Source organism: Nonomuraea sp. NPDC004580, from assembly GCF_040609855.1.
GTDB lineage: Bacteria > Actinomycetota > Actinomycetes > Streptosporangiales > Streptosporangiaceae > Nonomuraea > Nonomuraea salmonea.
In genome coordinates this window covers 1-24,704 of the sequence record NZ_JBEXLH010000031.1, presented here as the reverse complement: position 1 = coordinate 24,704, position 24,704 = coordinate 1, and the positions used below count along the sequence as shown (strand labels likewise).

At 72.8% G+C, this 24,704-nt stretch carries 30 protein-coding genes; 11 read left to right on the top strand and 19 right to left on the bottom strand.

Annotated features, from left to right (window positions below):
• Positions 1-3: 3 nt before the first annotated feature.
• The 4 genes from ABZW11_RS27885 to ABZW11_RS27870 are packed head-to-tail and all read right to left on the bottom strand — an operon-like array spanning position 4 to position 4,351.
• Positions 4-804, bottom strand: a complete 801-nt coding sequence (locus tag ABZW11_RS27885; RefSeq protein ID WP_355422944.1) for a carbohydrate ABC transporter permease — start codon at positions 802-804, stop codon at positions 4-6.
• Positions 801-1,679 (bottom strand): sugar ABC transporter permease, encoded by an 879-nt coding sequence (locus tag ABZW11_RS27880; RefSeq protein ID WP_355422941.1) that lies wholly within the window; start codon positions 1,677-1,679, stop codon positions 801-803. Before ABZW11_RS27880 ends, ABZW11_RS27885 begins: the two co-directional genes overlap by 4 nt.
• A complete protein-coding gene (locus ABZW11_RS27875; protein WP_355422939.1) occupies positions 1,676-3,073 on the bottom strand; it encodes an extracellular solute-binding protein in 1,398 nt (465 codons plus the stop codon). The genes ABZW11_RS27880 and ABZW11_RS27875 overlap by 4 nt, the downstream gene beginning before the upstream one ends.
• Positions 3,074-3,076: 3 nt before the next feature.
• Complete coding sequence (locus ABZW11_RS27870) at positions 3,077-4,351, bottom strand: PfkB family carbohydrate kinase (RefSeq protein WP_355422936.1); 1,275 nt, start codon at positions 4,349-4,351, stop codon at positions 3,077-3,079.
• A 131-nt stretch (positions 4,352-4,482) separates the two neighbouring features.
• Between ABZW11_RS27870 and ABZW11_RS27865 the strand changes: the two genes are divergently transcribed.
• Both ABZW11_RS27865 and ABZW11_RS27860 read left to right on the top strand, forming a co-directional pair.
• Entirely contained in the window at positions 4,483-5,241 is a 759-nt protein-coding gene (locus tag ABZW11_RS27865; RefSeq protein WP_355422933.1) for a DeoR/GlpR family DNA-binding transcription regulator, read from the top strand.
• Positions 5,242-5,251: 10 nt separating this feature from the next.
• The gene (locus ABZW11_RS27860; protein ID WP_355422930.1) at positions 5,252-6,592 is read left to right on the top strand and encodes a 6-phospho-beta-glucosidase; all 1,341 of its coding nucleotides are present in this window, start codon (positions 5,252-5,254) and stop codon (positions 6,590-6,592) included.
• 102 nt (positions 6,593-6,694) lie between these two features.
• Here the strand turns inward: ABZW11_RS27860 and ABZW11_RS27855 are convergent, their stop codons facing one another.
• Positions 6,695-7,336 carry an SDR family oxidoreductase gene (locus tag ABZW11_RS27855; protein WP_355422927.1) on the bottom strand — a complete coding sequence of 214 codons (642 nt, stop codon included), beginning with the start codon at positions 7,334-7,336 and terminating at the stop codon, positions 6,695-6,697.
• Between the two features lie 23 nt (positions 7,337-7,359).
• On the opposite strand from ABZW11_RS27855, the gene ABZW11_RS27850 reads away from it, so the two are divergent.
• Together ABZW11_RS27850 and gndA are read left to right on the top strand one after the other, a co-directional pair.
• Entirely contained in the window at positions 7,360-8,052 is a 693-nt protein-coding gene (locus ABZW11_RS27850; protein WP_345403294.1) for an HAD family hydrolase, read from the top strand.
• Between the two features lie 62 nt (positions 8,053-8,114).
• Entirely contained in the window at positions 8,115-9,539 is a 1,425-nt protein-coding gene (gene gndA, locus ABZW11_RS27845; protein ID WP_355422924.1) for an NADP-dependent phosphogluconate dehydrogenase, read from the top strand.
• Positions 9,540-9,552: 13 nt separating this feature from the next.
• Here gndA and ABZW11_RS27840 read toward each other — a convergent pair whose 3' ends face one another.
• The gene (locus ABZW11_RS27840) at positions 9,553-10,326 is read right to left on the bottom strand and encodes an acyl-CoA thioesterase domain-containing protein (protein ID WP_355422921.1); all 774 of its coding nucleotides are present in this window, start codon (positions 10,324-10,326) and stop codon (positions 9,553-9,555) included.
• Positions 10,327-10,416: 90 nt separating this feature from the next.
• On the opposite strand from ABZW11_RS27840, the gene ABZW11_RS27835 reads away from it, so the two are divergent.
• From ABZW11_RS27835 to ABZW11_RS27820, 4 genes are all read left to right on the top strand, one after another.
• Positions 10,417-10,596, top strand: a complete 180-nt coding sequence (locus ABZW11_RS27835) for an epoxide hydrolase N-terminal domain-containing protein (protein WP_355422918.1) — start codon at positions 10,417-10,419, stop codon at positions 10,594-10,596.
• 18 nt (positions 10,597-10,614) lie between these two features.
• Complete coding sequence (locus tag ABZW11_RS27830; protein ID WP_355422915.1) at positions 10,615-10,752, top strand: hypothetical protein; 138 nt, start codon at positions 10,615-10,617, stop codon at positions 10,750-10,752.
• Between the two features lie 133 nt (positions 10,753-10,885).
• Positions 10,886-11,317, top strand: coding sequence for a type II toxin-antitoxin system PemK/MazF family toxin (locus tag ABZW11_RS27825; RefSeq protein WP_355422912.1), 432 nt, complete (start codon positions 10,886-10,888; stop codon positions 11,315-11,317).
• A complete protein-coding gene (locus ABZW11_RS27820; RefSeq protein ID WP_355422909.1) occupies positions 11,314-11,667 on the top strand; it encodes a hypothetical protein in 354 nt (117 codons plus the stop codon). The genes ABZW11_RS27825 and ABZW11_RS27820 overlap by 4 nt, the downstream gene beginning before the upstream one ends.
• An 80-nt stretch (positions 11,668-11,747) precedes the next feature.
• Here ABZW11_RS27820 and ptsP read toward each other — a convergent pair whose 3' ends face one another.
• Genes ptsP through ABZW11_RS27780 form a run of 8 tightly spaced genes read right to left on the bottom strand, consistent with a single transcriptional unit; the run spans position 11,748 to position 18,468 of the window.
• Positions 11,748-13,583, bottom strand: coding sequence for a phosphoenolpyruvate--protein phosphotransferase (gene ptsP / locus ABZW11_RS27815; RefSeq protein WP_355422906.1), 1,836 nt, complete (start codon positions 13,581-13,583; stop codon positions 11,748-11,750).
• Entirely contained in the window at positions 13,576-13,857 is a 282-nt protein-coding gene (locus ABZW11_RS27810; RefSeq protein WP_355422903.1) for an HPr family phosphocarrier protein, read from the bottom strand. The genes ptsP and ABZW11_RS27810 overlap by 8 nt, the downstream gene beginning before the upstream one ends.
• Before the next feature lie 11 nt (positions 13,858-13,868).
• Complete coding sequence (locus ABZW11_RS27805) at positions 13,869-14,873, bottom strand: zinc-dependent dehydrogenase (RefSeq protein WP_355422901.1); 1,005 nt, start codon at positions 14,871-14,873, stop codon at positions 13,869-13,871.
• Positions 14,870-15,295 (bottom strand): PTS sugar transporter subunit IIA, encoded by a 426-nt coding sequence (locus tag ABZW11_RS27800; protein ID WP_355422898.1) that lies wholly within the window; start codon positions 15,293-15,295, stop codon positions 14,870-14,872. The genes ABZW11_RS27805 and ABZW11_RS27800 overlap by 4 nt, the downstream gene beginning before the upstream one ends.
• The gene (locus tag ABZW11_RS27795) at positions 15,288-15,596 is read right to left on the bottom strand and encodes a PTS lactose transporter subunit IIB (RefSeq protein ID WP_355422895.1); all 309 of its coding nucleotides are present in this window, start codon (positions 15,594-15,596) and stop codon (positions 15,288-15,290) included. Before ABZW11_RS27795 ends, ABZW11_RS27800 begins: the two co-directional genes overlap by 8 nt.
• Positions 15,597-15,599: 3 nt before the next feature.
• Positions 15,600-16,700 carry a PTS mannitol transporter subunit IICB gene (locus tag ABZW11_RS27790; RefSeq protein WP_355422892.1) on the bottom strand — a complete coding sequence of 367 codons (1,101 nt, stop codon included), beginning with the start codon at positions 16,698-16,700 and terminating at the stop codon, positions 15,600-15,602.
• 32 nt (positions 16,701-16,732) lie between these two features.
• Complete coding sequence (gene pfkB, locus ABZW11_RS27785; RefSeq protein WP_355422889.1) at positions 16,733-17,710, bottom strand: 1-phosphofructokinase; 978 nt, start codon at positions 17,708-17,710, stop codon at positions 16,733-16,735.
• Positions 17,707-18,468, bottom strand: coding sequence for a DeoR/GlpR family DNA-binding transcription regulator (locus ABZW11_RS27780; RefSeq protein WP_355422886.1), 762 nt, complete (start codon positions 18,466-18,468; stop codon positions 17,707-17,709). The genes pfkB and ABZW11_RS27780 overlap by 4 nt, the downstream gene beginning before the upstream one ends.
• A gap of 102 nt (positions 18,469-18,570) precedes the next feature.
• On the opposite strand from ABZW11_RS27780, the gene ABZW11_RS27775 reads away from it, so the two are divergent.
• Complete coding sequence (locus ABZW11_RS27775) at positions 18,571-19,467, top strand: hypothetical protein (RefSeq protein WP_355422883.1); 897 nt, start codon at positions 18,571-18,573, stop codon at positions 19,465-19,467.
• Between the two features lie 57 nt (positions 19,468-19,524).
• Here the strand turns inward: ABZW11_RS27775 and ABZW11_RS27770 are convergent, their stop codons facing one another.
• The 4 genes from ABZW11_RS27770 to def are packed head-to-tail and all read right to left on the bottom strand — an operon-like array spanning position 19,525 to position 22,479.
• A complete protein-coding gene (locus ABZW11_RS27770; RefSeq protein ID WP_355422880.1) occupies positions 19,525-19,875 on the bottom strand; it encodes an MmcQ/YjbR family DNA-binding protein in 351 nt (116 codons plus the stop codon).
• Between the two features lie 10 nt (positions 19,876-19,885).
• Positions 19,886-21,301 carry an aminotransferase class V-fold PLP-dependent enzyme gene (locus tag ABZW11_RS27765; protein WP_355422877.1) on the bottom strand — a complete coding sequence of 472 codons (1,416 nt, stop codon included), beginning with the start codon at positions 21,299-21,301 and terminating at the stop codon, positions 19,886-19,888.
• Positions 21,294-21,902, bottom strand: a complete 609-nt coding sequence (locus ABZW11_RS27760; protein ID WP_355422874.1) for a helix-turn-helix domain-containing protein — start codon at positions 21,900-21,902, stop codon at positions 21,294-21,296. Before ABZW11_RS27760 ends, ABZW11_RS27765 begins: the two co-directional genes overlap by 8 nt.
• Before the next feature lie 7 nt (positions 21,903-21,909).
• Positions 21,910-22,479 (bottom strand): peptide deformylase, encoded by a 570-nt coding sequence (gene def / locus ABZW11_RS27755; RefSeq protein ID WP_355422871.1) that lies wholly within the window; start codon positions 22,477-22,479, stop codon positions 21,910-21,912.
• Positions 22,480-22,622: 143 nt separating this feature from the next.
• On the opposite strand from def, the gene ABZW11_RS27750 reads away from it, so the two are divergent.
• Both ABZW11_RS27750 and ABZW11_RS27745 read left to right on the top strand, forming a co-directional pair.
• Complete coding sequence (locus tag ABZW11_RS27750; RefSeq protein WP_355422868.1) at positions 22,623-23,423, top strand: methyltransferase domain-containing protein; 801 nt, start codon at positions 22,623-22,625, stop codon at positions 23,421-23,423.
• A 228-nt stretch (positions 23,424-23,651) separates the two neighbouring features.
• Positions 23,652-24,008, top strand: a complete 357-nt coding sequence (locus tag ABZW11_RS27745; protein WP_355422865.1) for a hypothetical protein — start codon at positions 23,652-23,654, stop codon at positions 24,006-24,008.
• A gap of 58 nt (positions 24,009-24,066) precedes the next feature.
• Here the strand turns inward: ABZW11_RS27745 and ABZW11_RS27740 are convergent.
• On the bottom strand, positions 24,067-24,704 hold a 638-nt coding region (locus tag ABZW11_RS27740; protein WP_355422862.1), incomplete at its 5' end, for a hypothetical protein.

The window sequence follows — 24,704 nt, the reverse complement described above, 5'->3', positions numbered from 1 at the left end:
GGGTTACTCGCGGACCGCCCCCTGAAGCAGTCCGCGGACGAAGTGGCGCTGGAGGAACAGGTAGAAGATGACGACGGGCGTCGCGACGATGACCGACCCGGCCGCGAGCAGCGTGAAGCCGGAGGTGTACTGGCCCTGGAAGAAGGCCAGCCCCAGCGGCGCCGTACGCAGCGACTCGCTGGTCACCATGATCAGCGGGATGAGGAACTCGTTCCACGTCCACATGAACACCAGCAGCGTCAGCGTGACGATCGCGGGCCTGGCCGGCGGCAGCAGCACCTGCCACAGCACCCGCCAGCTCGACGCCCCGTCGATGCGCGCGGCCTCGACGATCGCCCGGTTGGAGGCCAGGAAGTAGGCCCGCATCCAGAACGTCCCGAACGCCACCGACATCGCGACCTGCGGCAGCGTGATCGACCAGAACGTGTCGATGAGCCCCAGCGAGCGCAGGTCGAAGTAGAGCGGCACCGCCACCGCCTCGCTCGGCATCATGATGCCCAGCATGAACAGGTAGAACAGCGCCGTCCTGCCGCGGAAGCGCATGGTGCCGAAGGCGTACCCGCTCATGATCGACAGGACCACGCTCACGACCACCGTGAACGCCGACACCGCGAGGCTGGTGCGCAGGTACGAGCCGAAATGGCCGATGTCCCAGGCCGCCGCGAAGTTCGCCAGGCCGGACGTGCCGCCGCTGTCGGCGGGGCCGAGCGCGGCCGACAGGATCACCACGATCGGGTAGAGCGCGAACGCGGCGAACACCGACAGGAGGACGTAGTTCGCCACCCGCTCACCGCGCGAGATCACGTCAGCCTCCTGTCCGCGAAGCGGTTCACGCCGAACGACACGATGAAGATGAGCACGGTCAGCGTGACCCCGACGGCCGCCGCCGACCCGACCTGGCCCAGGCCGAAGGCCCGGTGGTAGACCTCGTACGACGGCACCGAGGTGGACTCGCCCGGGCCGCCGCGGGTGGTGACGTACACCAGGTCGAACGTGCGCAGCGCGGCGATCACCGTCAGCGTCAGCGCCACCGCGATCTCCGCGCGCACCGACGGCAGCGTGACCGAGAAGAACTCGCGCACCGCGCCCGCGCCGTCGAGGCGGGCCGCCTCGTACAGGTCGGCGGGCACCCGGCTCATCCCGGCCAGCAGCAGCACCGTCACCAGGCCCGTCTCGAACCAGGTGCCCACCACGCCGACGGCGGGCAGCGCGAAGGTGTAGTCGCCCAGCCAGCCGCGGGTCAGCGCGTCCAGCCCGAGCGCGCTCAGCAGCGAGTTGAGCGAGCCGTCGGGGGCGTACACCCGCCGCCAGGCCACCGCCACCACGACCATCGCGATGACCTGCGGCAGGAACACCACCGTGCGGAAGAAGCCGAGCCCGCGCACCTTGGCGTGGTTGAGTATCGCGGCCAGCGCCAGCCCGATGACCAGCGGGAACACCGAGTAGAAGACGATGAGCACCAGCGCGTGCCCGAACGCCCCGCGCAGCCCCTCGTCGGCTGCGATCGCGAGGTAGTTGTCCAGCCCCGCCCACGTGCCGACGCTCAGCCCGTCCCAGTCGTAGAGGGAGAACTGCACGGCCCGCCCGATCGGCCAGAGCAGGAACGCCGCATAGACGGCGAAGGCAGGCAGGATGTAAAGGTAGGCGACGCGGCGGGGCTCTCCGGGCGGACTGGTCATCCTCCGTTGCTCTCGGTGAAGGCCGTGTAGTCCTTCTCCAGCGTCTGCAGGAACTCCTGCGGCGTGGCCTTCTTCGCCAGCAGGTCCTGCAGCGCCGCGCCCAGCGTGTCGGCGAACGTCGGGGTGGCGTAGTCGAGGTACGGCACCAGCCCGTCCTTCTCGGTGGCCGTGCCGAACGCGGTGAAGACGTCCTTCTGCGGCCCCTCCTTCACGCTCTGCGCGGAGGTGTCGGCGACCGGCAGGTTACCGGTCTCGGTGAGCACCTTCATGGCGTCGGCATTGGTGATGAAGTCGATGTACGCCGCCGCCGCGTCGGGGTGCGGGCTCTTCGCGGTCACCGCGAACGGCAGCCCCGTGCCGCCCGTCGCCACCGGCGCCGCGTCCGCCGCCGTGCCGGGCGGCAGCATGAAGCCCAGGTCGGAGCCGAGCGCCTTGTCCAGGTCGGCGAGCAGCCAGGTGCCGGCGATCAGGAACACGCCCTGGCCCTTGCCGAACGCCTGCCAGGACGCGTCGTAGCCCTGCCCGTTGAAGCCCTTGGCGAAGTAGCCCTTGTCCACCCAGCTCACCAGGTGCTCGGCCGCCTTGACGTTCTCCGGCGAGGTCCAGGACGCGCCCTTCTTGCCGAACGCCAGCGTGCCGATCTGGTCCTTCGGCACCTCGCGGCCCTGCACGGTGCCGAACACGTGCACGGCGGGCCACTTGTCGAGGTTGCCGAACTGCAGCGGCACCTCGCCGCCCGCCTTCGCCGCGGCCAGCGCCGACTCGAAGCCGGCCCACGTCGCCGGCGGCTCGACGCCCAGCTTCTTGAGCTTGGCCTTGTTGTAGAAGATGCCCACGACCTCGCCGACCTGCGGCAGGCCGTACAGGTTGCCCTCGCCGAACACCTTGCCGTCGGCGCTGTAGCGCGAGTACTTCAGCACCGACTCCGGGTAGCGCTGCTTCCACCCGTACGCCTCGGCGTACTTGTCGAGCGGCAGCAGCTGCCCCGCCTTGACGAACGCGCCCATCGACGAGCGGCCGTTGTTGGCCTCCACCACGTCGGGCGGCTCGTTGCCGCTCAGCGCCAGGCGCAGCGTGGTGTTGAGGTCGTCGAACGAGCGGGAGACCCGGTTGAGCTTGATGTTGGGGTATTTCGCCTGGAACGCCTTGTTGAGCTGCTCCATCTGGGCCGCCTGGCCGCCGCGGACCTCCTGGTCCCACACGGTCAGGGTGACCTCGCCGAGAGAGGCGGCGTCGGTGCGCACCGCCGAGGCGGACGGCTGGGCCGAGGGGGAGGAGGGCGGGGCGGAGGAGCCGGGCGCGCACCCGGTCAGGACCCCGGTGAGGGTCAGGGCGCCGGCGGCGAGCAGGGCGAATGCTCTCGGGTCGCGCGGTCGTCGCGTCGGGGCGGTCATGCGTTACTCCTTATGAACAGGTGCGCGAGGAGTGTCCGGGTCGTCATCCTCGGGCGGGGATTGCGGCGCTTCCGACCGCTGCCCGGAAGCGGGGGGTGCCATGCCGGGTGCCATGCCGGGCGTCATGCCGGGTGCCATGCCGGGTGTCATGCCGGGTGTCATGCCCACGTCGGCGTACCTGGCGATGGTCGCAGCAGCGCGGCGCACCGCGCCCACCGGGTCGGTGGGCACCAGCCGGTCGAGGAAGGCGTAACGGCGGGCCAGCGAGCTGCCGTACGCGCCGCCGTACGGGGCCGTCTCGCGCACCTCGTGCCACCAGTCGGCGATGTCGCCCCAGCCCGGCGCCGCCAGCGAGCCGCCGAACTGCTGCACCGCGAGCCCCGCGCACAGCCCCGAGAACGCCAGCCGGTCGTTCAGCGGCCAGCGGCACAGCGTGCCCAGCACGAGCGCGGCGCCGAACACGTCGCCCGCGCCCGTCGGGTCGAGCGCCGTCACCCGGGGCGCCGGCACGAACGCCTCCTCGCCCGTCGAGGAGTCGATCGCCATCGCCCCGTTGGCGCCGTCGGTCACCACGGCGAGCGGCACCTTGTCGGCGAGCACGTAGAGGGCGTCGCGCGGCGTCTCGGTGCCGGTGTAGGCCATCGCCTCGGTCGCGTTCGGCATGAACGCGTGGCAGTACTCGAGCTGGTCGAGCAGCGAGCGCGACCACGCGCCCGACGGGTCCCAGCCCACGTCGGCGAAGATCAGCGCGCCCTCGCGGGAGGCCAGATCGGCCCAGTTGCAGGCGGTGTCGGGCGAGCCGAGCGGCTCGTCGGGGGAGAGCGTGGCGATCACCGCGCGCGAGCGCGGCGGCTTGCCGATCATCTCGTTGGCCGGTATCGGCGAGGGATGGCCGTGGGTCACCATGCTGCGGTCGCGGTGCACCGCCATCGACACCGTCACCGGCGAGTGCCAGTGCTCGAAGCGCCGCGAGCGCGACAGATCGACCGACTCCTGCTCCTCCAGCGTGCGCCAGCAGAAGTCGCCGTAGTCGTCGTCGCCGAACGCCGCCGCCAGCGACGTGCGCAGGCCCAGCCGGCTCGTCGCGATGGCCAGGTTGGCGATGCCGCCAGGGCAGGAGCCCATCCCCTCGGCCCAGATCTCCGTGCCCGCGGCCGGCATGGCGGGCAGGCCGGTGAAGATGATGTCGAGGAAGACGGTGCCGGCCAGGAAGACATCGAACTGCGGGCCTTCAGGGGTTCGCTCGCCGGCGAGAGGGTCGTACGCCTGGACAGACACGGGAATAAGTCCTCCTCGACACACCAGGTTCTGCGCAATCTTGCACGTTTGCTCGCACTCTGCAAGTGCTCGCGCAATTGTTTGGCGCAAGTTGCTTACTTGTGCGCGGAACTGAATGTTAGACTCCGGCCGTGCTCCAGCGCCTCCGGCATGCCGAGATCATGCGCCGCGTCCGCAGCTCGGGCGCCACGAGCGTGCGTGATCTCGCCAGTCAGCTCGGTGTGAGCCCGTCCACCATCCGCAGGGACCTCGAGGTGCTCGACCGCGACGGCACCCTGCGGCGCGTCAGGGGCGGCGCCCTGGCCACTGTGGACGCCGACGCCGACCGGCCGTTCTCCGAGGTCGCGGCGACCGACGAGCAGGACAAGGAGGCCGTCGCCGCCCGCGCGGCCGAGCTGGTCGGCGACGGCGACGTCGTCCTGCTCGACATCGGCACGACCACCATGCGGCTGGCCCGCAGGCTGCGCGGCCGCCGCGTCACCGTGGTGACCTCCAGCCTGGCCGTACTCGACGTGCTGCGCACCGACTCCGTCGTCGAGCTGCTGCTGCTCGGCGGCATGGTGCGCCGGCCCTACCACTCGCTCGTCGGCGTGCTGACCGAGGCGGCGCTCGCCCAGGTCGTCGCCGACCGGGTGTTCCTCGGAGCCAGCGGCGTACGCCCCGACGGGCAGCTCGTCGACACCACGCTCGCCGAGGTGCCGCTGAAACGAGCCATGATCGCCGCGGCCGGGCAGGTGGTGCTGCTGGCCGACCGGCACAAGTTCCCCGGCACCGGCGCGCTGCGCGTGTGCGGTCCCGAGGACGTCGACGTGCTGGTCACGAACGAAGGCGCCGACGAGGCGACGCTGCGCGCCTGCGCCGCCGCCGGCGCCGAAGTGCTGCTCACGTGAAAGGCTGAGGATGAGACTGGCCGTACTCGGCGGCGGGGGCTTCCGCGTCCCCCTCGTCTACGGCGCGCTCCTGCGCGACACCGCCAAGCCCCGGGTGGAGGAGGTGGTGCTCTACGACGTCTCGCCCGAACGGCTCGAGGCCATCTCCCACGTGCTGCGCGGCATGGCCGCGGGCCACGACGACCCGCCCGTGGTGCGCGTCACCACCGACCTCGACGACGCGCTCACCGGAGCCGACTTCGTCTTCTCCGCCATCCGCGTGGGCGGCCTGGCCGGGCGCACCGCCGACGAGCGGGTGGCGCTGGAGCTGGGGCTCGTCGGCCAGGAGACCACCGGGCCAGGCGGCATCGCGTACGGGCTGCGCACCGTGCCCGTCGCCGTCCGCGTGGCCGAACGCGTCGCCGCCCGCGCGCCCCGCGCCTGGGTCATCAACTTCACCAACCCCGCCGGCATGATCACCGAGGCCATGCGCAGCGTGCTCGGCGACCGCGTCATCGGCATCTGCGACTCGCCCATCGGGCTCATCAGGCGGGCCGCCACCGCGCTCGGGCTCGACCCCGCCCGCGTCTCGCCCGACTACGTGGGGCTCAACCACCTCGGCTGGCTGCGCGGCCTCGTGCACGACGGCCGCGACGTGCTGCCCTCGCTGCTCGCCGACGACGCCGCGCTGCACCAGGTCGAGGAGGCCAGGCTGCTCGGCGCCGACTGGGTGCGGGTGCTGGGCGCGCTGCCCAACGAATACCTGTACTACTACTACTTCGCGCGGCAGGCCGTCGCCGCCGGCGCCGGGACCACCAGGGGAGAGGCGCTGCTGGAGCAGCAGGGCCGCTTCTACGCCGCCGTGCGCGAGCGGCCCGGCGACGCGCTCGACGCCTGGCGGCGGGCCCGTAGGGAGCGGGACGAGTCGTACATGGCGGAGGCGCGCGAGGCCACCGACGCCGGCGAGCGCTCCGCCGAGGACCTGGAGGCCGGCGGGTACGAGGGCATCGCGCTCGCCCTCATGGCCGCCATCGCCAGGGGCGAGCCCGCCACCATGATCCTCAACGTGCGCAACGGCGCCGCCGTGCCCGGCCTGCCCGATGACGCCGTCGTCGAGATCCCCTGCGCGGTCGACGGCTCCGGCGTCCGGCCGCTCGCCACCCGGCCGCTGCCCGGGCGGTTCCTCGGGCTGATGCAGCAGGTCAAGGAGGTGGAGCAGACCGCCATCGAGGCCGCCATGGCGGGATCGTCACGCCTCGCGGTGGCGGCGTTCGCCCTGCACCCGCTGGTCGGCTCCGTACCGACCGCGCACCGCCTGCTCGACGGCTACCGCGCCCGCATCCCCGAACTCGCCGCCGTCTTCCCCGACTGACCGCTCCTCGTCCCGCCTGCCTTCTCGGAAGGCGGGCGGTGCCGTCGGCACGAGGCGAGTGCGCCGAGGCGCGGGCATCGCGCCTGGCTCAGGCCGGCCGGCTCATTCCGTTGCGACGAGGTCGATGATCGGGGTGTCGCCCGAGACGAGTTCGAGGGTGCGGCGGGCGGTGCCCGGGTTGGCCAGCAGGGCGACGATGACGGCGGCCACGTCGTCGCGCGGCACCGCGCCGGGCGGCACCTCGGGCTCCAGCCGGACCAGGCCCGTGCCAGGCTCGTCGGTGAGTCGGCCGGGCCGCAGGATCGTCCAATCGAGGTCGCGCCGGCGCAGGTCCTCCTCCGCCTCCGTCTTGGCCTTGATGTACGCGGCCCACACCTCGTCACGCCCAGGCGCGGGCGGCTTACCCGCCCCCATGCTGGAGATCTGGAGGAACCGCCGCACCCCGGCCCGCTCGGCCGCGTCGGCGAGCAGCACGGAGGCGGCCCGGTCGACGGTGTCCTTACGCGCCGCGCCACTGCCGGGACCCGCCCCCGCCGCGAACACCACGGCGTCGGCCCCCTCCACGATCCGGGTGACCTCGTCGACGCTCGCCCGCTCCAGGTCGCACACGACGGCCTGCGCGCCGGTCGCCTCGACGTCGGCGACGTGCGCCGGGTTGCGAACCAGCCCGACGGCCCCCGACCTGAGCCGCTCCGCCAGCCGCAACGCGATCTTCCCGTGTCCACCCGCGATGATGATCCGCATGTCGGCCATGGTGTCATGGACGCATGCGTGACTTCCCGCAGGCGCCCACGCCGGCGTTCCTCTTCGACCTCGACGGCACCCTGATCGACAGCGTCTACCAGCACGTGGTGGCCTGGCGGCAGGCGCTGTCCGGCATGGGCATCGACCTGTCGGTGTGGCGGATCCACCGCCGCATCGGCATGAGCGGCGGATTGTTCGTCAGCGCACTGCTGCGCGAGACCGGGCTCCAGCTGACCAAGGAGCAGATCGACGAGCTGCAGACCCACCACGCTGAGGCGTACGAGCAGCAGGCCCACTCCGTCAGGCCGCTGCCCGGCTCGGCGGAGCTGCTGGCCGAGCTGAGCGCGCGCGGCGTGCCGTGGGCCATCTGCACCAGCGGCTACGCCCGTACGGCGCGGCTCGCGCTCGGCCTGCTCGGGCTGCCGGAGAACACGCCGATGGTCACCCGTGACCTGGTGCGGCGTGCCAAGCCCGACCCCGACCTGTTCCTCGCCGGTGCGGCACTGGCCCGCGTCGAGCCCGCGCATGCCATGGTGGTGGGCGACAGCGTCTGGGACCTGCTCGCCGCCCGCCGGGCCGGCGCGCTGGGCATCGGGGTGCTGTCCGGCGGGTATGGCAGGGACGAGCTGGAGCGCGCGGGGGCCTTCCGGGTGTACGCCGACCCGGCGGACATGCTGGACCGGCTCGACGAACTCGGCGTACGCCAGAGTGACTGACGGGAATATCCCCGCGAACCTCCGAGCTGGAGCATGCGTATTCCCCACAGAGGAGCTGACTAATGGACTTGGCAGACATCGGCGTCACCGGCCTGGCGACCATGGGGCGCAACCTGGCGAGGAATCTGGCCAGGCACGGCTACACCGTGGCCGTGCACAACCGGTCCCACAGCCGCACCGAGCAGCTGGTGAAGGAGTTCGGCTCCGAGGGCACGTTCGTGCCGTCGGAGCAGATGGCCGATTTCGTGGCCTCGCTGAAGCGGCCACGGCGCGCGATCATCATGGTGAAGGCGGGCGCCGGCACCGACGCGGTGATCGAGCAGCTCGCCGAGCTGATGGAGCCGGGCGACATGATCGTCGACGGCGGCAACGCGCACTTCGAGGACACCCGCCGCCGCGAGGCCGCGCTGCGCGAGCGTGGCCTGCACTTCGTCGGCACCGGCATCTCCGGCGGCGAGGAGGGCGCGCTGCTCGGCCCGAGCATCATGCCGGGCGGGTCGAAGGAGTCGTGGGAGGCGCTCGGCCCGATCCTGCAGGACATCTCGGCCAAGGTGGACGGCGTGCCGTGTTCCGTGCACGTCGGCCCCGACGGCGCCGGGCACTTCGTCAAGATGGTGCACAACGGCATCGAATACTCCGACATGCAGCTCATCGCCGAGTCCTACGACCTGCTGCGCCAGGCGCTGGGCGCCACCCCGGCCGAACTGGCCGAGGTGTTCAGGGAGTGGAACAGGGGCGACCTCGACTCCTACCTGATCGAGATCACCGCCGAGGTGCTCGACCAGGTCGACGCCGAGACCGGCAAGCCGTTCGTGGACGTCGTGGTCGACCAGGCCGAGCAGAAGGGCACCGGCCGCTGGACCGTGCAGAGCGCCCTCGACCTGGGCGTGCCGGTGACGGGCATCGCGGAGGCGACGTTCGCCCGCGCCCTGTCCGGCCACCCCGAGCAGCGCGCCGCGGCCAGGTCGCTGCACGGGCCGAACCTGTCCGGCGTCGGCGGGCGCGAGCTGATCGAGGACGTCCGCCAGGCCCTGTACGCCTCCAAGATCGTCGCCTACGCCCAGGGCTTCGACCAGATGGCCGCGGCCTCCAAGGAGTACGGCTGGGACCTCGACCTCGGCGCCATGGCCACCATCTGGCGGGGCGGCTGCATCATCAGGGCCAAGTTCCTCGACCGGATCAGGGCGGCGTACGACGCGAACCCGAACCTGCCGACGCTGCTGGCCGACCCGACGTTCGCCGGGGCGCTGGAGGCGGCGCAGGAGTCGTGGCGGCGCGTCGTCACCACGGCCGTGCAGATCGGCGTGCCGACGCCCGGCTTCTCCTCGGCCCTGGCCTACTACGACGGGCTGCGCCGTGACCGCCTCCCGGCGGCGCTGGTGCAGGGACTGCGCGACTTCTTCGGCGCGCACACCTACCACCGGGTGGACAAGGAGGGCGCCTTCCACACCGACTGGTCCGGCGACCGCACGGAACGTCCGGCGTAGCCCTCCTGTCTCTTCAGCCCGTGCCGCCGTCCGTGGTACGGGTGCGGGCGGCCTGCGCCGCCATGGCGGAGCCGTTGGCGAGGGCCGTCACCACGCAGAAGCCGATCGGCCCCGTGGTGTCGTGCACGGTCACCTGGCCGGTCGCGACGCCGTCGGCGCTGAGGTGGCCGGTGCCCTCCATGCCGACGATCTCGCCCTCCGGCGGTCTGGCCAGCGTCAGCGTGTAGTCGGCGTTGATGAACCGCAGGCCGTCGGCCTGGGCGTTGCTGATCGGGCTGGCGAAGTCGGCGGCCAGCGCGGCTCGGACGATCGGGGTCAGCGGCTCGTCGTCCACCAGCGGAAACTTCTCGCGCAGCCACACCCGGCCCGGCCCCGGGGCGCCCCACGGCGTGACCCGCCACAGGTCGAACGGCGGCGTCCAGGGTCCGCCCGCCCCGGCGGGCGGGCCCGAGGGCGGCGGCTCGTCCCAGGCGGGCGTGACGAGCGAGCGCTCGCCGTCGGGCTGCTCGCCCTCCCGCAGCAGCACCGCGCTCGCCCGCGCGATGACGCCCTGGACGGTGGAGATCGTCGCGTCCGCCACGCGGATCCTGCGGCCGTCCCTGATCAGGGACGTCTCCACGGTGACCGGCAGCATCGGGCTGTTGCGGAACAGATCGACGGTCAGCCGGGCGAAGCGCAGCCCGGGCTGGGCGTGGTGCTGTTCGAGCGCGCGGGCGGCGAGGCCACCCAGCAGGCGGCCGTGCAGCATGTCGGGGGACCAGGGGCCACGGGCGTGCGGAGCGGGCACGAACTCGTCCCGCTTAAGCGTGAAAAACGCTGACTCTGACGACACAGAATGAGATTCTAGAGCAGGGTTGCCCGAGATCGACGCCAGCGCATGCACGTCGTGCACGTGCGCAGCGACCGCGCCGACGCGCCCGCGCTGCTGCTCACCCACGGCCGGCCCAGCTCGTTCGCCGACTTCTCCCACCTCGCGGGCCCGCTCGGCCGCGACTTCCACCTCGTCATCCCGTCCATTCCGGGCGTCTTCCCCGGCGACACGACCGTGCGGCGCTAGGCGGAGCAGGTGCACAACGTGGTGCACTGGCCGGAGTTCGACCGGGGCGGCCACTACGCCGCCCTCCAGGCCCCCGGCCTGCTGGCCGACGACCTCCGGACGTTCTTCGCCTCCCTGTCACCGCCCGTCCGCGTCCAGCCGGTCGTCTCGGCGTAGAAGCCCGCCAGAGCGGCCGGGCCGGTGCAGCCGAACACGATGGAAAAGAAGGATTCGCTGTCCTGCTCGCCGAGCAGGGCGTCCGGCCGGGGCGGGGTGGATTTCGTGTGGGGGTGGGCCGTAAGCTCCCTCAATGCGTGATCTAGGTGAGGACCCCCGCCCTGTCCGGGGTGCCGTACGTGAGATTCACTCCCTGCGCGGGACCGCCACCCTGGCCTACTCTCCCGACCTCGACGGCCTGGCCGATCCGGGGGAGATCGTGTGGGCGTGGGTGCCGTACGAGGAGGACCCTTCCCGGGGCAAGGATCGGCCGTTGCTGGTCGTGGGGCGTACCGGGCGGCGGTTGCTCGGCATGATGCTGTCCAGCAAGGGCGACGACGGGCCCGACTGGCTGGAGCTGGGCACGTGGGAGCGCGACGACCGGGTGTCCTACGTACGGCTTGACCGGGTGTTCGAACTCGACGAGGACGACATCCGCCGGGAGGGCGCGGTGCTGGACGGCGAGCGGTTCGCCAGGGTCGCGGCCCGGCTCATGAAGCTGCACGGCTGGAAAGTGGGATCGTGAGGTTCTCGCCCCGGGCCCGCTCGTTCGTGGCCGGGCTGCTGGTGAGCAACAGCGCTCCCCACCTGGCCACGGCCGTCACCGGGCGGCGCCATCTCACCCCGCTCGCCGGCCGGCGTTCCGGTCCTGGGGTGAACCTGGTGTGGGGGCTGGCCAACCTGGCCGGCGGGCTCGCGCTGCTGCGTTCGGCGGCCAGGGCCGAACGTCCTGGCGATGCGTGGGACGGACGGCTGGTGGCGTTCGAGACCGGATGCGTGGCGTTCGCGGCCTGGATGGCCGCCACCGAGCGGTTCTTCCCCATGAACCACGCCCGCCCGCCTGACCCGTCGAACTGTTCATGCGCTGATCCCTGAACGGCCACTCGGCTGCGTTCGAGGCCCGGACCCGGTCGTGAACTCCCCCAACGGGAGCTCACGACCCTCTGAGCGCCAGGTCACTCAAGGGCGGCTTCGGCTCGTGCGCGGCATTCCGCGAGCGTCAGGCCGGACAGGGCTTCGCGTACGGCGGGGACGCAGACGGGAGCCATCGACAGGCTGGTCACCCCCAGTCCCACCAGAAGGGGGGCCAGGAGAGGGTCGCCGGCGGCCTCGCCGCAGACCCCGACCGGTTTGCCTGCTTCGCGGCCGGCCCTCGCGCACATCCCGATCAGCTCCAGCAGGGCGGGCTGGCGCGGGTCGAGGAGGTCGGCGAGGGCGGAGTGCTGGCGGTCGGCGGCGAAGGTGTACTGGGCGAGGTCGTTGGTGCCGATGCTGAGGAAGTCGACCTCCTGCAGCAGCCGGGACGCCCGCAGCGCCGCCGCCGGCACCTCGATCATGACGCCCACCTTGGCGATGCCCTTGGCCTTGGCCTGGCGGGCGAACGCGCTGGCCTCCGCCATGGTGGTGACCATGGGCGCCATCACCCAGGGCTCGGTGCCGGTGCGGCGGGCGGCCTCGGCGACGGCGTCGAGCTGGGTGCCGAGGACGTCGGGCAGCAGCCGGTCCACGCGCAGCCCGCGTACGCCTAGCGCCGGGTTCTCCTCGTGCGGGAGGCCGAGGAAGGGCAGCGGCTTGTCGGTGCCCGCGTCGAGGGTGCGCACGATGACGCTGCCCGTCTGCGCGAACACGTCGGCGTACGCCGCCACCTGCTCCTCGTACGACGGCGCCTGCTTGCGGTCGAGGAACAGGAACTCCGTCCTGAACAGCCCGACCCCCTCCGCGCCCGGCCGCAGGTCGGCGGCGGAGCCGATGTTGAGCAGCAGCTTGACGGGGTGGCCGTCGGCGGTCCTGCCAGGCCCGGTGCCGGCGGCGAGCCTGGCCCTGCGCGCCCGCTCTTCCTCGGCGACGGCGGCCGCCTGCGCGCCGGTGAGGCCGACGGCGATCTCGCCGGTGGTGCCGTCGACGCCGATGACGGTGCCGTCGTCCAGGTCCATGACGCCCTTGCAGGCCACCACGGCGGGCAGGCCGCGGGCGCGGGCCAGGATCGCGGTGTGGCTCGTGGGGCCGCCGCGCTCGGTGACCAGGGCCAGTACGTCGTCGCTCAGGCCGGCGGTGTCGGCGGGGGAGAGGTCGTCGGCGGCCAGCACGTACGGGTGGCCGGGGTCGGGCAGGCCCGGCATGGGCAGCCCGAGCACGGACGCGATGGCCCGGTGCCTGAGGTCGTCGAGGTCGGCGGCGCGTTCGGCGAGGTAGCCGCCGAGCGCGGCCAGGGCCTCGCGGTGCTGGGCGAAGGCGGCGTCGAGGGCGTGGGCGGCGTCCACGCCCGACCCGGCCCTGGCCTCGGCGTCCTCGCGCAGCATCGGGTCGTCGGCGATCATGGCGAGGGCCTCCAGGATCTCGGCCGCCTCGCCTCCCGCCTGCGCCGCTCGCCTGTTCAGGTCCGCGGCCACCGACTCCAGCGCCTTGCCGACCGCGGCCACCTCCGCGCCGGGGTCGCCGACGGCGCGCGGCGCCGGCAGCGCGGGCGGCCCCGCCATCCGGAGCACCGGCCCGGCCGCCCGCCCCTGGCTGACGCCCAGCCCGGCAAGCCGCCCGGTGCTCCCTTCCCACGCCTCTCCGCCCGTCGGACCGTTCCCGGCGGCGGGGAAGGAGCCGCCCATCGGCCCAGCGTCGGCCGAGCCGGAAGCGGCCGGTTCGGAGGTGGCTGGTCCGGAGGTGGCCCGTTCGGAGGCGGCCGGACCGGTGCCGGCCGGGCCGGGGCCGGTGGATGCGGAGGCCGTCGGTCCGCCGTCGGGGACGGCGGTGGTCGGCTCGGTGGCGGGGGAGCCAGGGAGCGGTGGAGTGTCAGGCATCGAGGGCCTCTTCCGAGTCGAGGTCGCGGGACAGCAGGGCCGCGAGCGCGTCGAGCGCCTCCTCGGCCCCCGGCCCGTCGGCCTCCAGCGTGACCTCCGTGCCCTGGGCCGCCCCCAGCGACAGCACGCCCAGCATGCTCTTGGCCGGCACGGCCTTGTCCCCGGCGCGGATCGTCACCGGCACCCCGGCCTTCACCGCCGCCTGCACGAACAGCTTGGCGGGCCGGGCGTGCAGGCCGCTGGCCGAGGCCACGACCACCCTACGTTGTGCCATGGCAGACCCTCCTAGGGCTCGATGGTGACCTTGATGGCCTCGCCCCTGCTGACCAGGTCGATGCCGTCCAGCACGCGCGGCAGCGGCAGCCGGTGCGTGATCAGGTCGGACACCACCACCGATCCCTCGGCGACCAGCTTCAGCGCCTGGGCGTTGTGGGCGGGGCTGGAGCCGTTGGCGCCGACGACGGTCAGCTCGCGGTAGTGGACCAGGTTGGAGTCGAGGGAGATGATCGGGTTGTCCTTGGGCAGTCCGCCGAAGAAGCTGATGCGCCCCTGCCTGGCCGCCATCCGCACCGCCTGCTCCTGGGCGGCGCCCGAGGCGGCGGCGGTGATGACGACGTCCGCGCCCCGCCCGCCGGTCAGCTTCAGCACCTGCTCGACGGGGTCGGTGTCGATGGCGGCGTCGGGACGTACGAGCTCGGCGGCCATGGCGAGGCGCTCGGCGTTGACGTCCACCAGGAACACCCGGGAGGCGCCGCGCGCCCGCGCCAGGCGTACGTGCAGGCAGCCGATGGGACCCGCGCCCATCACGACGACGTCGTCGCCGGGCCCGACGCGCGCCAGCTCCTGGCCGTTCAGCACGCACGCGAGCGGCTCGGCCACCGACGCCTCGGCGAAGCCCACCCCTTCGGGGATGGCGTTGACACCGTCCACGGCGAGCACCTTGGCCGGCACGATCATGTACTCGGCGAAGCCGCCGTCGTAGTGGTAGCCCATCGACTCCTGGTCGGGGCACACGGTGAGCCGCCCGCGCCGGCACTCGCCGCAGGTGCCGCACGGGATGGCGGCGATCACCTGCACGCGGGCGCCGGTGTCGACGACCTCGCCGGCGATCTCGTGGCCCATCACGCGCGGCGGCACGATGTGGTGGTGGCCGAACTTGAAGATCTTGTTGTCGGTGCCGCACGTGGAGCAGTTGCGTACCCGGATCTTCAGCTCGCCCGGACCGGCGACCGGCTCGGGCGCCTCCTCGATCCGGATGTCACCCGGCGCGTGAAAACGCGCGACCTTCATCTGAGCTCCTTCATCACCTGGGAGACCTCGGTGGCCTCCCGCAACGCCCGTGCCCTTTCCGGGTCGAGCAGAATGTCGGCCAGCGCCGCCAGCAGCGGCACGTGCCCGTCGTCCTTGGCCGCGATGCCCACGCAGAGCGTCACCTGCTCGCCGTCCCAGTCGACGCCGCCCGGGAAGCGCACCACGCAGATGGCGTCGCGCTTGACGGTGCCCTTGGAGGCGGCGGTGCCGTGGGGGATGGCGACGCCCTCGCCGACGTACGTGGAGATCGTCCGCTCGCGTTCGAGCATCGCCTCCACGTACGGCTCCTCGACGGCCCCCACCTCGACCAGCGCCCGCCCGCACCGGCGGATGGCCGCGGTGCGGTCGGGGGCGCTCTCGTGCAGCAGGACGGCCCGGGGGTCGAGCAGGTCGTCACGCATCGACCGTGCCGCCGTTCTTGATGGTGTTCACCAGCCGGGTCACCGCCGGGTCGCCGAGGAAGATCTGGAACGGGATCAGCACCTTACCCGGGGCGGCGGCCTTGGCACGGGCCGCCAGGCCGGAGTGGCAGACGATGACGTCGGCGTCGTCCGGGATGTTGTTGACGGGGGTGTGCTCGACGGTCACGCCCGTGTCCTTGAGCTGCTTCTTGAGTGTGGAGGCGAGCATGACGCTGCTGCCCATGCCCGCGTCGCAGGCCACGATGATCTTGTGGATGTCCTTGCTGTCGATGCCGGCCATGGCTCAGCTCTCTTTCTGGGTGGTCGGCGCGGTCTCGGCCTCTTCGGGCTGGGCCTTCTCTCCCCTGCCGAAGCCGAGCAGGATGGCGGCGATGGCGAACGAGACGCCGGTCGCCACGAGGATCCCCAGGCTGGAGCCGAGCCAGCCGCCCTTGGGGGTGACCGCGAGGTAGGCGAAGATGCTGCCGGGCGACGGGGTGGCGACCAGCCCGGCGCCGGTGATCATGAAGGTGAACACGCCGGCCGCGCCGCCCGCGATGACGGCCAGGATGAGGCGGGGCTTCATGAGCACGTACGGGAAGTAGATCTCGTGGATGCCGCCGAAGAAGTGGATGATCATGGCGGCGGGGGTGGTGGGCCGCATGGCGCGCGGGCCGAAGAGCAGGAAGGCCAGCAGCAGGCCGAGGCCGGGGCCCGGGTTCGACTCCAGCATGAACAGGATCGACTTGCCGCTCTCGGCGGCCTCGGCGACGCCGAGCGGGCTGAGCACGCCGTGGTTGATGGCGTTGTTGAGGAACAGCACCTTGGCCGGCTCGATCAGCACCGAGGCGATGGGCAGCAGGTTGTTGGTGATCAGCCACTCGACGGCGTTGCCGGCGCCGGTGGTGACGGCCTGCACGATCGGGCCGATGGCGTAGTAGCCGACGATGGCCATCGCGCCGCCGACGATGCCGGCGGAGAAGTTGTCGACCAGCATCTCGAAGCCGGCCTTGGTCCGCTGCTCCGTGAACTTGTCCACATATTTCAGGATCAGCGCGGTGAGCGGGCCGATGATCATGGCGCCGAGGAACATCGGCGACTCCGTGCCCACCACGACGCCCATCACCGCGACCGCCCCGACGACGGCTCCCCGTTGACCGTGCACCATCCGGCCCCCGGTGTAGGCGATGAGGACCGGGAGCAGGATGCGGATGATCGGGTCGACCATCTGCGCGAGCGACTCGTTCGGCAGCCAGCCGGTGGGGATGAAGAGCGCGGTGATCAGACCCCAGGCGATGAACGCGCCGATGTTCGGCATGATCATGCCGGCCAGATGGCCGCCGATGCGCTGGATGGTGGCCTTGACCCCGGTTCCGGTGACCGGGGGAGTGTAGGTGTCGGCCATGGGAGGTGCTCCTTTGGGGGATGAGCAGGAGATCAGCCGGGTTGCGGGAGTGCCGCGGGGACAGCGGTGGAGAGCGGACGGTCGGGGTCGGGCCGGCACACGGTGACGGCGCTGAGGTCGATGTGGGCGGGGCCCGGCATGCGGCTGCCGGGCTGCTGGACGGCGGCGGCTCCCCAGGCCAGCGCCTGCGCGAGTGCGTCGGGGCCGGTGCCGCCCGCCGCGAGGAAGCCCGCGAGCATGGCGTCGCCGGCGCCGACCGAGCTGCGCGGCACGGCGGCGGGCGCCTCGCCGTACCAGACGCCGGACTCCTCGACGAGGACGGCGCCGTCGGCGCCGAGACTGGCCAGCACCGTACGGGCCCCCGCCGCACGCAGCTCGCCAGCGGCCGCGACCACGTCCCCGAGCCGCCTGACCGGCAGGCCGGTGGCCGCCGACAGCTCCTCCAGGTTGGGCTTGACCAGCGTGGGTGCGGCGGGCAGCGCGCACGACAGCGCGGGCCCGCTGGTGTCGACCGCGACGTTGATGCCGGCCCCGGCGAAGCGCCGGCACAGCACCGCGTAGACGTCGGCGGGCACCTCGGGCGGCAGGCTGCCGGAGGCGACCACCCAGTCGGCGCCCTGGCCGCCGGAGTGCGCGGCGTCCAGCACGGCCTCGGCGATCGTGTCGAGCTCGGCGGGCGACAGTGCCGTGCCCGGCTCGTTGACCTTGGTGACGGTGCCGTCGGGCTCGGCGAGCGTGACGTTGGACCTGGTCGCGCCGGCCACCGGCACGGTCACCATGTCGAGGCCCTCGGCGGCCAGCAGGCGGACGAGCTGCCTGCCCTCGTCGCCGCCGTACGGCACCACCGCCCGGCTCGCCACCGCGTTGGCCAGCAGCGCGCGCGAGACGTTGACCCCCTTGCCGCCGGGGTCGAGGCGGGCCGCGGCGGCGCGGATGACCGCGCCCCTGTCGAGTGAGGAGATCTCGATCGTGCGGTCGAGGCTGGGGTTGAGCGTCAGGGTGAGGATCACGCCCTGATCACCTCCGGACCGGCGGCCGCCACGTCGGCGGCCTGCGTCACGTCCAGCCCGGTGTCGGTGATCACCACGTCGATCTCGCTCAGGCCGGCGAACGTGGCCAGGTAGGTGTTGCCGAACTTCGTGTGGTCGGCCAGCAGCACGCTGCGCTGCGCGGCCTTGACCATCGCACGCTTGATCGCGGCCTCCGCGGGGTCGGGGGTGGTCAGGCCGCGGGTCAGCGAGCAGCCGTTGGTCGCCATGAACGCGACGTCCACGTTGAGCGTGGCCAGCGGGGTCAGCGCCCAGTCGTCCACGGTGGCCAGCGTCTTGCCGCGCAACCGGCCGCCCAGCATGATCACGTGCAGGTTGGCGCGGGCGGCCAGCGCGGTCGCCAGCGGGGGTGAGTTGACCACCACCGTCAGCTCCCGGTCGGCGGGCAGCACCTTCACCAGGCGGCCCGTGGTGGTGCCCGCGTCGATGATGATCGAGCCGTCCTCGGGCAGCTCGGCCAGCGCTGCCTTGGCGATGCGTTCCTTCTCGGCCGTCATGACCTCGTCGCGGGTGGCGAGCGCGGGCTCGAAGCCGAGCCGCTCCACGGGGATCGCGCCCCCGTGCACGCGGCGCAGCACGCCGGCCCGCTCCAGCGACGTCAGGTCGCGGCGGATCGTCTCGGTGGTCACGTCGAGCTCGGCGGCCAGCGTCACCACGTCGACGCGGCCCGCGGCCCGCGCACGTCGCAGGATCTCCTGCTGCCGCTCCTCGGCGTACATGATGTTGATTCACCGCCGTTTCGAGTTGGTTTCCTCTGTGTTTATACCCGCTTTCGTTGGCGGGTCAAGAGCCCCCTGCCGGAATCTGGTAGTTATAGGCGAATGCGAACCAAGCCCCTGGCACCCCTGCTCCTCGCCGGCAGCCTCACGCTGGCGCTAGCGACGCCCGCCCAGGCCGCCGCGGCACCCCGCGTGCCCGCGGGCACGACCGCCGCGTGGGTGGTCTTCGACCGCCAGGCCGGTAAGTTCGTCGCGGTGCGCAACGCGCACCGCAAGTTCCGCTCCGCCTCCGTCGTCAAGATCCTCATCGCGATCGACTACCTGGAGGGCCGCAGGACCGTGCCGCCGGCCGACGCCAAGTTGCTGAAGGGCATGCTGCGGTCCAGCGACGACGACGCCGCCTCCGCCTTCTGGGACCGGCTCGGCAAGGGGCAGATCATCGTGCGGCAGGCGCGCAGGCTGGGCCTCGCCGACACCACCCCGCCGCCCGTGTCCAAGCCCGGGTTCTGGGGGTACGTCTCGCTCAGCGCGTACGACATCGTGCGCACCTACCGCTACCTGCTCGACCGGGCCGAACCCAGGGTCAGGGACACCATCCTCGGCCACCTGCGCAAGGCCACGCCGTGCGGCACCGACGGCTTCGACCAGACCTTCGGCATCCCCGACGGCGTGCCGAAGCCGCACGCCGTCAAGCAGGGCTGGTCGGGCTTCGGCACGAAGCCGCCCGTGCGGTGCTCGGGCAACGCCACCCACGCGGCGGGCACCGCCGCGGCGGGCGGCGCGATCGGGGCGCCCCTGTCGTGGATCGCGCAGCGCGCCACCGGCTCGGGCGTGCCCGACTACGGCCGCCCCGTGCTGCACACGACCGGGCTCGTGGGCCCCGGCGAGCGCTACGTCATGGCGCTGCTCACCGCGCACCCGGCCGGCGGCACATGGAACGCCTCGGTCAAGCGCGTCACCACGCTCGCCCGCGACCTCTACCGCACGGTCTCGCGCTGACCCGCGCCGCCACGGGGCGGCGGCCATGGGGGAGCGGCGGCCAGGGGGTGGCGGCGGCTATGGGGTGGCGGCGCGCTCCTGCTCCAGGCGCACCTTCTTCGGTACGCACATCCGCCACGCCTCCAGCACCAGCTCGCGCATCTCGTCGGGCTCCAGGGCCGCCATGCGCGCCTCCACCCAGTGGTAGCGCAGGTCGGACTCGCGGGGGAGGAGGAACGTGCCGGGGCCGGCGGCCACCAGCGCCGCGCGTGCCTCCTTCGGGAAGCCGAACCCCATGATCGTCTCGTCGCGCGAGAACGCCACGTAGACGATCCTGCCCACCCGGAACTTCACCCGGTCGCGGATGAGGTGCTCGGTCGTGCGCGGCAGCGTCAGCGCGAACCGGCGGACGTCCTCGACGGTGACCACGCCCGCCAGGCTACAGGTCCTTGGCCGCCAGCCTGATCTCCTCCAGCAGCACCGCGAGGTCCGCCTCTGTGGTGTCCGGGTGCAGGAAACAGGCACGCAGCACGTCCCGCCCGCCCAGCCGGGTGCCGGTGATGAACGCGTTGCCGCGCGCCTGCACCGCAGAGGGGATCGCCCGGTTGAGCGCGTCGAGCCCCTCGGTCCGACTTTCGGTGCGCCCCTCGGTGGGCGGGGTGTGCCGGAAGGCGGTGATCGAGGTGGTGACCGGGGCCAGCAGCTCGAAGTCGGGGGCCTCCTCGACCATCGCGGCCAGCGTGCGGGCCAGCCCCGACGTGTGCTCGACCAGGTCCTTGACGCCCTGGCGGCCCAGGTGCGACAGGGTCGCCCAGGTCTTCAGCGCACGGAAGGGGCGGGTCTGCTCCGGCCCGTACTCGGCGAACCATCCGAGGTCGCTCGCGTTGTCGTCCACCAGGTACGACGGCACGAGGCTGAACGCCGCCCGCGCCGTCCCCGGATCGCGCAGCAGCGCGCACCCGCAGCCCACCGGCACGCCCAGCCACTTGTGCGGGTCGAGGGCCAGCGAGTCGGCCCGGTCGAGACCCCGGTAGTGCGGCGCCGCCTCATCGGCCAGCACGCCGAGCGCCCCGTAGGCGCCGTCCACGTGGAACCAGATCCCGTACGAGGCGGCCACGTCGGCGATCTGGTCGAGCGGGTCGACCGCGCCGGAGTTCACCGTGCCCGCGCTGCCCGCCACGCAGAACGGCCGCAGCCCGGCGCCGAGGTCCTCGGCGATCATGCGGCGCAGCGCGGCCACGTCCATCCGGTACGCCTCGTCCACCGGCACCGTCCTGACGTGCCGCGCCCCCAGGCCGAGCAGCTCGGCCGCCTTGTGCAGGCAGCTGTGCCCCTCGCCGGTGACGTACAGGACCATCGGCGCCCGCCCGGACAGCCCGTCGCGGCGGACGTCCCAGCCGTCGGCGACCGCCGCACGCTGCCGGGCGGCGGCCAGGCAGATCACCGTCGCCATGGACGCGCCGCTGGTCAGCAGCCCGCCGCCGGGCGGATGCGGGAACCCGGCCAGCTCCGCGAGCCAGCGCACGACCGTGCGCTCCAGGTGCGGGCCCGCGTGGTCGCCGCCCGCGCAGCTCGGGTTGAACGCCGCGGCCAGCGGCTCCACCAGCACGCCCGCGCGGTTCGGCGGCGGGTTGACCCAGCCGAAGAAGCGCGGGTGGCCGTTGCCCATCGGGTACGGCAGGATGTGCTCCCGCGTGTCCGCCAGCAGCTCGTCCAGCGGCCGGCCGGTCTCGGGCAGCTCCTGCCCGGTGAGCCAGGCCCGCTCGTCGTCGGGGACCGGCCGCCACACGGGCCTGCCCGCGATGTCGTCGAGGTGGTCGGCGACCAGCCCGGCGACCGTCCGCAGCTCATCCATCGTGCCCCTCCCTCCCGTGGTGTCCAGGCGCCAGCTCCATGGCGAGGTAGAAGACGCAGCCCGTCTCCGCGTCGCCGGCGAAGGCGTGGCGGCGGTCGCCCGGGTAGTACGCGGAGTCGCCGGCCGCCAGCTCGTACGGCTGCCCGTCGATCGTCAGCAGCAGGACGCCCTGCTCGACGGCGAGGTACTCGCGCGAGCCCGGCGCGTGCGGCGCGAACTCGCCCGCGTCCACGCCGGGACCGATGGTCGTCCGCATGAACTCGAACTCCACCTCGCCCAGCACCGGCGACAGCACCCGCCGTTCCCAGCCGGACGGGTCGCGCAGCACCCGCTGCGCGGCGTGCCGCAGCACCCGCACGCCGCCGTGCGCGGGCTCGTCGAGCAGCCGCGAGATGGACGTGCCGAGCGCCGTGGCCAGCCGGTCGAGCACCAGCACGGTCGGCGTCTTGGCGCCCCGCTCGACCTCCGACACCATGCTCCTGCTGATGCCGCTCAGCTCGGCCAGCCGCTCGATGGACAGCCCGCGCGCCCGCCGCTCACCGCGGATCCGCCGGCCCAGCTCGGGCATGGACAGGCCGCTGGACAGGACCCCTTCGCTCACTCCTCCACTATAGCGATGCTTTGTCCGCTTTAGCGGACGCTGCGGACGCCTGCGATGCCTGGGATGCGTGATACGCCTGGTACGCCGCCAGGACCTGCTTGCGCCGCTTGGCCGGCAGCCGGTCGATGTAGAGATAACCGTCGAGGTGGTCGGTCTCGTGCTGGAGGCAGCGCGCCAGCAGGCCGGTGCCCTCGACCGTGACGGGCGCGCCGGTCACGTCGAAGCCGCGCACGGTGGCCCGGTCGGGGCGGGGGAGCGGGGCGTACTGTCCCGGCACCGACAGGCAGCCCTCGTCGCCTTCGTCGAGCCGCCGCTCGCCCACGCTGGGCAGCTCCAGCTCCGGGTTGACGACCACGCCCTTGTGCGAGGTGCCCTCCGCGTCGGGGCAGTCGTAGATGAACACGCGCAGCGGCACGCCGATCTGGTTGGCGGCGAGTCCCACGCCCTCGGCCGCGTACATGCTGGCGAACATCTCCTCCACCAGCGTCGCCAGCTCGCCGTCGAACCGGGTGACCGGCTCGCAGGGGCTGTGCAGCACAGGGTCGCCCACGAGGGTGATCGGCCGGACCTCTGCCACGGACTCCGCCTTTCCACGAGATGTCGTACGTCGTCGCGCAAAGTCTACGGACATCCCGCGATGTCTTGAAGGCTGAGACATATTCTCTTGAATAATGAGATGAGAGTTAGGGTGGCCGTACGTCGATCCGAGGGAGTTCGCCGATGAACGCCGTCTACACGCATGGCCACCACGAGTCCGTGCTGCGCTCGCACCGCTGGCGCACCGCCGAGAACTCGGCCGCCTACCTGCTGCCCCACCTGCTCCCGCACATGAAGCTCCTCGACGTGGGCAGCGGGCCCGGCACCATCACCGCCGACCTGGCGGGCCGCGTGGGACACGTGACGGCGTCCGAGGTGAGCGACGACGCCCTCGCCCTGGCCAGAGCCGAGATCAGCGCCAGGGGGCTGACCAACGTCGAGTTCGCCGTGGCCGACGTGCACGACCTGCCCTTCCCCGACGACACGTTCTGCGTCGTGCACGCCCACCAGGTGCTCCAGCACGTCGGCGACCCCGTACGCGCGCTGCGCGAGATGGGCCGGGTCACCAAGCCGCGCGGGTTCGTCGCCGCCCGCGACAGCGACTACGCCGCCTTCACCTGGTGGCCGCGGGTGCCCGCGCTGGACGAATGGCTGGCCCTCTACCAGAAGGTCGCCCGCGGCAACGGCGGCGAGCCGGACGCCGGGCGGAGGATGCTGTCCTGGGCCCGCGCCGCCGGCTTCGACGACGTCACCGCCACCTCCTCCACCTGGTGCTTCGCCACCCCCGCCGACCGGGAGTGGTGGGGCGGCATGTGGGCCGAGCGCATCCTGTCCTCCGCCATGGCCCGGCAGGCCCTCGCCACCGGTGCCGCCACCGAGTCCGATCTGCGGCGCATCTCGGCGGGGTGGCGGGAGTGGGCGGCGGCCGAGGACGGCTGGTTCTCCATCCTGCACGGCGAGGTCATCTGCCGCCTGCCCGGCTGAGCGCCGGTGGCTCCTGGATGGCCCCTGATGCCCCCCGGAGGGCCCAGGACGGCCCCGGGTGGAAGCGTGGCATCGGGCCGGTAATGACCGCACAATGCCCGGCCGCGGCCCTGGCCAAGACGCCTGATCCATTGGAGGGTTGAGCAGGCGGGGAGACCTCCCTCTCCCCGCCCTGCACCAGCCCGCCATTCCGGCGGATCCAGCGCAAGTCCAGGGAAAGGGGCAAGGATGTCCGCATTCGCCAGAGGCGTCACCGGAGCGATCGTCGCCGCACTGTCGCTGACCGCCCTGTCGGCCGCGCCGGCACAGGCGGCGCAGTCCGCGCCGGGGCAGGCCGCCGCCGGTTCGGTGTGCGTGACCACGGTCTCGCCCTCCGGCCGCCTCTGCGTCCCCGGCGAGCCGGGCTTCAAGGCGCTCAGCGCGACCGTCACGGGGGCCCAGAACCTCAGCACCTACGCGGCGCGGGTGCGCCCGGCCGAGGGGATCACCGTCAGCTGCCTGAAGCCGGGCGACTCGATGACGTACGCGCAGCCCCGCAAGATCGCCGGCATCGAGGTCCTGTCGAGCAGCACCTGCGTCTACTGACCGCCCGCCGCCCACGGCCCCGGGCTCCCCGCTCGGGGCCGCCGTGCTGAGAGGGGGCCTACAGGCCGATGGCGCGGACGCGCTGCCACTGGGGGTCGCGATAGAGGACCATGTCCGTGCCGACCATCTCGTCGGGGGCCGACACCATCGCGATCTCGCCCGCCGCCTGCAGCTGGAGCAGCAGGTCGCGGACGCGAGGGCCGACGGGCAGCCGGCCCGTAGGGAGGCCGAGGCCGTTCCTGACCGTGTCGGCCACCTCCGACAGGTGGAAGGGGCCGTCGAACCCGGCGACGACGCCGCGCACGATGGTCATCGTGATCAGGTGCTCGGCTTCGGCGTGGGCGAGCTGCCAGGTCACCTGCTCCTTGCGGCGGCCGGAGCCGGCGCACGAGGTGCAGGGGCGCACCAGGCCGGGCGCCACCTCATCCTGCGTCGTGCCGAGACAGGCCGAGCACAGCCCGCTCTCGGCGGCGTGCACCTCGGCCGTCATCCGGCCGGCCATGAGCGCGCCGCAGTCGCAGGCGAACGTGTCACCCAGGATGCCGGTCTGTGGGGAGATCGCATGCTTGGTCACCGAGCCGACTCTACCGGTGATCGGCACCCCGCAGCCCCGCCCGTCCCGCAGCCCCGCCCGTCCCGCAGCCCCGCCCGTCCCGCAGCCCCGCCCGTCCCGCAGCCCCGCCCGTCCCGCAGCCC